7 protein-coding genes are annotated in these 6,502 nt (G+C 62.7%); 5 read left to right on the forward strand and 2 right to left on the reverse strand.

All coding sequences use genetic code 11. The annotated features are described in order from the left end of the window. Positions 1-72: 72 nt before the first annotated feature. Positions 73-1,635, reverse strand: a complete 1,563-nt coding sequence (locus ABE528_RS15400) for a beta (1-6) glucans synthase (RefSeq protein ID WP_346653393.1) — start codon at positions 1,633-1,635, stop codon at positions 73-75. Positions 1,636-1,831: 196 nt separating this feature from the next. Here ABE528_RS15400 and ABE528_RS15405 point away from each other — a divergent pair, with 196 nt between their 5' ends. From ABE528_RS15405 to ABE528_RS15415, 3 genes are all read left to right on the forward strand, one after another. Beyond that, the gene (locus ABE528_RS15405) at positions 1,832-2,692 is read left to right on the forward strand and encodes a glycine betaine ABC transporter substrate-binding protein (protein ID WP_346653394.1); all 861 of its coding nucleotides are present in this window, start codon (positions 1,832-1,834) and stop codon (positions 2,690-2,692) included. Positions 2,693-2,897: 205 nt separating this feature from the next. After that, on the forward strand, positions 2,898-3,209 hold the full coding sequence (locus tag ABE528_RS15410) for a DUF485 domain-containing protein (protein ID WP_152954209.1): 312 nt from the start codon (positions 2,898-2,900) through the stop codon (positions 3,207-3,209). Beyond that, positions 3,206-4,870: a cation acetate symporter gene (locus ABE528_RS15415; protein ID WP_152954208.1), complete on the forward strand. Its 1,665-nt coding sequence runs from the start codon at positions 3,206-3,208 to the stop codon at positions 4,868-4,870. The genes ABE528_RS15410 and ABE528_RS15415 overlap by 4 nt, the downstream gene beginning before the upstream one ends. Before the next feature lie 54 nt (positions 4,871-4,924). Here ABE528_RS15415 and ABE528_RS15420 read toward each other — a convergent pair whose 3' ends face one another. Then, positions 4,925-5,077, reverse strand: a complete 153-nt coding sequence (locus ABE528_RS15420; RefSeq protein WP_003252624.1) for a DUF3309 family protein — start codon at positions 5,075-5,077, stop codon at positions 4,925-4,927. A 212-nt stretch (positions 5,078-5,289) separates the two neighbouring features. Here ABE528_RS15420 and ABE528_RS15425 point away from each other — a divergent pair, with 212 nt between their 5' ends. Both ABE528_RS15425 and csrA read left to right on the forward strand, forming a co-directional pair. Then, the gene (locus ABE528_RS15425) at positions 5,290-6,099 is read left to right on the forward strand and encodes an SDR family oxidoreductase (protein WP_152954207.1); all 810 of its coding nucleotides are present in this window, start codon (positions 5,290-5,292) and stop codon (positions 6,097-6,099) included. A gap of 128 nt (positions 6,100-6,227) precedes the next feature. Further along, complete coding sequence (gene csrA, locus ABE528_RS15430; protein ID WP_152954206.1) at positions 6,228-6,416, forward strand: carbon storage regulator CsrA; 189 nt, start codon at positions 6,228-6,230, stop codon at positions 6,414-6,416. Positions 6,417-6,502 lie beyond the last annotated feature (86 nt).

Here is a 6,502-nt window from a genome sequence, read left to right on the forward strand (position 1 = left end):
CTTGATCGGCGTACGCAGGCCCCTGTGGGAGCCGCGCTTGCCGGCGATGGGGCGCGAAGCGGCCCCAGGTTATCAAGCCAGGCGTAACCGCAAGCTTCGCCACAAAGCTGCAGTCATCAACACACTGACCACCGCCCACCCCCAGGCCTGTTGGTTTTCCAACCCTTCCCGATACAGCTGCGGCAGCACCCCGGCGCCGACGATAAAGGCCAGCAACGCTACCTCCGCTCGCCGCGCCGCCACCGGCCTCAGCAGGTACACCACCGCCGGCAATGCCAGCGCCACGCTTGGGAAGCTGCGGTAGCGCGGGTCGAACACCATCGCCAGCATGCTCACCGCCGCTGCAAAACCCGCCGCGAGCAACAGCCAACCCGCCCGGGCCTGCAAATAACCGAACAGCCGCCGACGCCAGCCGTCGCGGCGTACCAGAGCAAGGGCCGCGTGCATCAGCACCAGCAGGTTCAACCCGGCCAGCACCACCGCCCACACCCATTCCCCGGCAAACCGGGCATGGGTGCGCATCAACTCGCCCCACAACCCCAGGCAGCCCGCGCCAAACGCTGCCAGCAGCGGCAGCAGCAAGGCCGCCAGCGGTGTAGCGGGGCGCCCGGCCATCAGCAGCGTGACCGCCATCAACAGCACGCTCGCCAGCAACCATTGCGGCCAGTAATGCAGGTTGCTGACCGGCCCTTCGAGCACGCCCTTGTCCTGCCGATCGGCATCGTACAGCCCCCAGTAACCGCCCACCGCGCCTTCACTGGCACGTTTCCACGGCTGGTCGAATGCCTCGATCAGGTTGTAGTGCCAGCCGTTGGCCTCGGCCATGCTGACGAAACCACGAATGAAACGCGCCTCGTTGGCCCGGCTGGGCACGGCGGTCTCGCGCTGGCGGCCTTCACTGGGCCAGCCGGTTTCACCGATGAAGATGTCCTTGGGCGCGAAACGGTTGCCGAACACCTGGCGCACCTCGGCGACATGGGCCAGGGCATCGTCGATGCCGCGCGGGTCGTCTTCCCAGTAGGGCAGCAGGTGGATGGTCAGGAAGTCCACGGCTGGCGCCACTTGCGGGTGCTGCAACCAGAACTCCCAGACATCGGCATAGGTCACCGGCACCTTGACCTGGCTTTTCACCTTGTTGATCAGCGCAGCCAGCTGCTCGCCGGTCACCTCTTTGCGCAACAGCGCCTCGTTGCCGACGATCACTGCGCTGACCACGTCCGGGTTGGCATTGGCGGCGGCGATCAGCGCGTCCACTTCCTTGCTGGTGTCGACCGGGTTGGCGTTGACCCAGGCGCCGAGCATCACCTTCAGCCCATGCTTGCGCGCCAGCGCCGGGATTGCCTCAAGGCCGGTCATCGAATAGGTGCGGATGCACTGGAATCGCTCGGCCAGCAACGCCAGGTCGGCGTCCATGCGCGCCGGGCGCAGGCGGAAAGGCTGGTCGAAGGGCGACTGGTCCTTGTCGAACGGTGTGTACGACGCACATTGCAGTTTGTGCGTGGGGCTGGCGGCGTCAGGCAGCAAGACCGGCTTGCCCAGCCCGTACCAGAGCGCCCCCAGCCCGAGCAGGGCGAGCAGGCAGGCGAGCAGGTACAACGGCAGCAGGCGGGAAGCATCAGGCATTGGGCGGTCCATCGTCAGGCGCAAAACGTTAGATAGTAGCCCGGCGCCAAACCTTTGGCATGCAAGGATCGCGCAGGTCGGCGTAGGCCAATGCCGCTAATGGCACAGTGCTGTCGCCAATGGTGCGGTACAGGTCGCAGTGGGAGCAGGTCGAGCTTTGTTGCAGGAAGATGATGCAATCTCCAAGACCTGACGAGGGGATGCTTTGATGGCTACTTTTACAAGAATGCGCCGTTTCCTGGGTGTGGGCACCGCCCTGGTATTGGCCATGAGCGCTGCACAGGCCATGGCCAAAGAAGTGAGCATTGGTTATGTGGACGGTTGGGCCGACAGTGTGGCGACCACCAACGTCGCTGCAGAAGTGATCAAGCAGAAACTGGGTTACGACGTGAAGCTGCAGGCTGTGGCCACCGGCATCATGTGGCAGGGTGTGGCCACCGGCAAGCTCGACGCCATGCTCTCGGCCTGGCTGCCAGTGACCCACGGTGAATACTGGACCAAGAACAAGGACAACGTGGTCGACTACGGCCCGAACTTCAAGGATGCCAAGATCGGCCTGATCGTCCCCGAGTACGTCAAGGCGGTGAGCATTGCCGACCTCAAGACCGACACCAGCTTCAAGCAGAAGATCGTCGGTATCGATGCCGGCTCCGGGGTGATGCTCAAGACCGACCAGGCCATCAAGGACTACGACCTGACCGGCTACAAGCTGCAGGCCAGTTCCGGTGCGGCGATGACCGCCGAGCTGGGCCGCGCGTATGCCAAGCAGCAGTCGATTGCAGTGACCGGCTGGGTGCCGCACTGGATGTTCGCCAAGTGGAAGCTGAAGTTCCTCGAAGACCCGAAAGGCGTGTATGGCGCGGCCGAGACCGTGAACAGCATCGGCAGCAGGGAACTGGCGACCAAGGCGCCGGAAGTGGCGGAGTTTTTGAAGAAATTCCAGTGGCAGTCCAAGGACGAGATCGGCGAGGTGATGCTGGCGATCCAGGAAGGTGCCAAGCCTGAAGCGGCGGCCAAGGACTGGGTGGCCAAGCACCCGGACCGCGTGAAGGAGTGGACTGGCAAGTAACAACCCTTTTGGGCCAGTTTTGATTCATCGCGGATAAATCCGCTCCTGCAGGGAGCGTATTTATCCGCGAAAGGGCCGTCACTTTGTTACGCAATCGGTAAAACACCGTTGCATCTAAGACTAAGGTCGTCTGGTTGGCGTCCAACAGCTGCATAAAGTAAGGGTGTGGGTTCCATCCCCTACCTGTGCTGCTAGGACAAAAACAATGAACGACAGCATTTACCTCTCGATACAAAACAGCCCGCGCTTCAAGGAGCTGGTCAGCAAACGTGAACGGTTCGCCTGGATTCTCTCGGCGATCATGCTCGGCCTCTACTGCGCCTTCATCCTCCTGATCGCCTACGGTCCTCAGCTTCTGGGCACCAAGCTCAGCCCTGATTCGTCGATTACCTGGGGTATTCCCCTGGGCGTCGGCCTGATCGTTTCGGCATTCGTCCTGACCGCCATCTACGTGCGCCGCGCCAACGGTGAGTTCGATGAGCTGAACAAGGTCATCCTGAAGGAGGCGCAACAATGATTCGCCACGCCAAAGCCCTGGCCGTACTGGCCTGCGGAGCCTTTGCACCCGCCGTGTGGGCCGCCGATGCCCTGACCGGCGAGGTGCAGAAACAACCGCTGAACGTGCCGGCGATCGCCATGTTCGTGGCCTTCGTCGCCTTCACCCTCGGGATCACCTACTGGGCCTCCAAGCGCAACAAGTCGGCGGCTGACTACTACGCTGCCGGTGGCAAGATCACCGGCTTCCAGAACGGCCTGGCGATTGCCGGTGACTACATGTCGGCAGCCTCGTTCCTGGGTATTTCCGCGCTGGTGTTCACCTCTGGCTACGATGGCCTGATCTACTCGATCGGGTTCCTGGTTGGCTGGCCGATCATCCTCTTCCTGATTGCCGAACGCCTGCGCAACCTCGGCAAGTACACCTTCGCCGACGTCGCCTCGTACCGCCTCGGGCAGAAGGAAATCCGCACCCTGTCGGCCTCCGGTTCGCTGGTGGTGGTGGCCTTCTACCTGATCGCGCAGATGGTCGGCGCGGGCAAGCTGATCGAGCTGCTGTTCGGCCTCGACTACCACGTCGCGGTGATCCTGGTGGGTATCCTGATGTGCCTGTACGTGCTGTTCGGCGGCATGCTGGCCACTACCTGGGTACAGATCATCAAGGCAGTGCTGCTGCTGTCCGGTGCCAGCTTCATGGCACTGATGGTGATGAAGCACGTGGGCTTCGACTTCAACACCCTGTTCTCCGAGGCGATCAAGGTGCACGCCAAGGGCGAAGCGATCATGAGCCCGGGCGGTTTGGTCAAGGACCCGATCTCGGCATTCTCCCTGGGCCTGGCGCTGATGTTCGGTACCGCTGGCCTGCCGCACATCCTGATGCGCTTCTTCACCGTCAGTGACGCCAAGGAAGCGCGCAAGAGCGTGCTGTACGCCACCGGCTTCATCGGCTACTTCTACATCCTGACCTTCATCATCGGCTTTGGCGCAATCCTGCTGGTCAGCACCAACCCGGACTTCAAGGACGCCGCTGGCGCCCTGATCGGTGGCAACAACATGGCGGCGGTGCACCTGGCCGATGCCGTGGGTGGCAGCGTGTTCCTCGGCTTTATCTCGGCCGTGGCCTTCGCCACCATCCTGGCGGTGGTCGCCGGCCTGACCCTGGCCGGTGCCTCGGCGGTTTCCCACGACCTGTATGCCAGCGTCTGGCGCAAGGGCAAGGCCAACGACAAGGACGAGATCCGCGTGTCGAAGATCACCACCATCGCCCTCGGCGTGCTGGCGATCTGCCTGGGCATCCTGTTCGAGAAGCAGAACATCGCCTTCATGGTCGGCCTGGCGTTCTCCATCGCCGCCAGCTGCAACTTCCCGGTACTGTTGCTCTCGATGTACTGGAAGAAGCTGACCACCCGCGGCGCCATGATCGGCGGCTGGCTGGGCCTGGTGAGCGCGGTGACGCTGATGATTCTCGGCCCGACCATCTGGGTACAGATCCTCGGCCATGAAAAAGCCATCTACCCGTACGAGTACCCGGCGCTGTTCTCGATGATCATCGCCTTCGTCGGTATCTGGTTCTTCTCGATCACCGACAAGTCCAAGGCTGCGGATGAGGAACGTGCCAAGTTCTTCCCGCAATTCGTGCGCTCGCAGACCGGCCTGGGGGCTTCCGGCGCCGTTTCGCACTGATCTGCCCGATAACGAAAAAACCGCGCCTAGGCGCGGTTTTTTCGTTTGCTGCGGCTAGATCATGCCTAGCAGCAATAGCACCAGCAGAATCACCAGCACCACGCCGATGATGCCGGACGGGCCATAGCCCCAGCTGCGCGAGTGCGGGAAGACCGGTAAGCCACCAATCAGCAGAAGGATCAGGATGATGATGAGGATCGTGGTCATGACGGAGTCCTTGTGTGGTTGAGGGTCAAGGGCCTCGGACTGCTGGCCTCTTGTAAATTCGGACCGGTGCCGCTTGTGAAAGATTCCATTTGAATGCTGCCGGTACTGACCACACAGTCATGCCCGCCCATTCACTAGCCTGATGAATCCTGCCTCTGGCCAAAGCCTTGATTAGACTCGTTGCACAACCTGTCAGAACAAGGCGTGCCACCATGCAAAACCGCATCATGATCACTGGCGCCGGCTCCGGCCTCGGTCGCGAGATCGCCCTGCGCTGGGCGCGCGAGGGCTGGCAGCTGGCGCTGGCCGATGTCAACGAAGCGGGCCTGCGCGAAACCTTGGCGCTGGTGCGGGCCGCAGGCGGCGAGGGGTTCGTCCAGCGCTGCGACGTGCGCGACTATAGCCAGCTCACCGCCCTGGCCCAGGCCTGCGAAGAAAAATTCGGCGGCATCGATGTGATCGTCAACAACGCCGGCGTCGCCTCGGGCGGCTTCTTCGCCGAGCTGTCGCTGGAAGACTGGGACTGGCAGATCGCGGTCAACCTGATGGGCGTGGTCAAGGGCTGCAAGGCGTTCCTGCCGCAGCTCGAGCGCAGCAAGGGGCGCATCATCAACGTCGCCTCCATGGCGGCGCTGATGCAGGGGCCGGGCATGAGCAACTACAACGTGGCCAAGGCCGGAGTGCTGGCGCTGTCGGAGAGCCTGCTGGTGGAAATGCGCCAGCTTGAAGTGGCGGTGCACTGTGTGTGCCCGTCGTTCTTCCAGACCAACCTGCTCGACTCGTTCCGCGGGCCGAACCCGGCGATGAAGGCCCAGGTCGGCAAGCTGCTGGAAGGCTCGCCGATCAGCGCGGCGGATATCGCCGATTACATCCACCAGCAAGTCGCGGCGGGTGAGTTCCTGATCCTGCCCCATGAGGCCGGGCGCCAGGCCTGGCAGCTCAAGCGCCAGGCGCCGGAGCGGCTGTACGACGAGATGGCGGAGATGGCGGTAAAGATGCGGGCCAAGGCGCAGACGCGTTGATTGTAGGAGTTGTTTGTAGGAGAAATTACCGGCCCGCGTAGGCCTGTTCTGAATTGCTGGTGAAGTATTGTCCAGACGAATATCCCCAAGCACTCTGCGGTTTTTTCCTGTTCAGAGAGGGGCGGAGCATGTTGGTGATCACGCGTGAAATCGGCGAAGTCATCACCATTGGTGACGATATTCGGATCAAGGTGGTGGAGTCGCACAATGGCATGGTGCGCTTTGGCGTGGATGCGCCGCGCAAGGTGCCGGTGCACCGGGCCGAGGTTTACCGGCGCATCAAGGCGGGGCAGGTGTGCAAGGCTGACCAGCCCTGATCAGCCTGTACCGGCCTCGGGGGGGGGGTACCCTCCCCAAGGGCCGGGCGGGAAGTGGGTGACCACGAGAGGCACCGCAAGTTTGG

Source organism: Pseudomonas sp. TWI628 (assembly GCF_039673865.1).
GTDB lineage: Bacteria > Pseudomonadota > Gammaproteobacteria > Pseudomonadales > Pseudomonadaceae > Aquipseudomonas.